The following is a 932-nucleotide window of genomic DNA, read 5'->3' as shown; positions in this document are numbered from 1 at the left end:
GGATTGATTGAAGATGAGGCCCTCTTCATTGACGGGACCAAGGTAGAAGCTGATGCCAACAAGTATTCTTTCACGTGGAAAAAGGCCGTTGAACGCTATGAAGATGCCTTGAACGGAAACATTTCTGCCCTTTATGACAAGCTAGTTCAAGAAGGGGTGAATACTGCCTTGTCCAAGGAAGAATGCCTCACTAGCGAGGGACTAAACCAACTCCTACAAGAAACCGAACAAGTATTGGACGAGGTGGAAGAAGCTATCTCACAAGAGCCGAAAGTCATTAAAGGTGGATCAGCCAACAGACAGAAACGAAGAAGAATTAAGAAACTAAAGAGAAAGTTGAAAGAGGATTTTCTTGTTCGGAAACAGAAGTACGAACGAGATAAACAGATTCTACAAGAGCGAAATTCCTATTCTAAAACGGATCACGATGCAACATTCATGCGGATGAAAGAGGAAAGAAACAGTCTGCGGAGAGACTGTTTCTTCACGAGCCTTGAAATAAATGAGCGAGTATGAAAAATGGTCAGCTCAAGCCTGGTTACAACCTCCAACTTGGCACAAACAGCCAGTTTGCCTTAGCTTACGGACTGTTTCCGAATCCAACTGACACTCGGACACTCAAGCCTTTTCTTCAATCCATCCAAACCCTAGAACTCTTTCAACACATTGTCGCGGATGCAGGTTATGGAAGTGAAGAAAATTATAGCTTTATCGTTGATGACCTGGAGAAAACACCTCTGATTCCCTACGGAACATATCAGAAAGAGCAGAAGAAAAGCTATAAGAAGAGTGATGCCAATCCTGAAAACTGGACTTACTTAGAAGATTCTGACCAGTGGATAAAACCAGATGGGGTTGTCTACTCGTTTAAGAATTATTCACGAAGAACGGAGCAGAATGGGTTTGAGAAAGATATTAAGATTTACGAAGCT

The 932-nt window shown here is 42.4% G+C and carries 1 pseudogene; it reads left to right on the top strand.

Annotated elements, in window-relative coordinates:
- Positions 1-932 (top strand): annotated as a pseudogene (locus C1G57_RS00035) (transposase); the annotation flags it as partial.

The sequence above is a fragment of the Streptococcus suis genome (genome assembly GCF_002960425.1).
Taxonomy (GTDB): domain Bacteria; phylum Bacillota; class Bacilli; order Lactobacillales; family Streptococcaceae; genus Streptococcus; species Streptococcus suis_S.
Note: the sequence above shows the minus strand (reverse complement) of the source record. Positions and strands in the feature narration are given on the sequence as shown.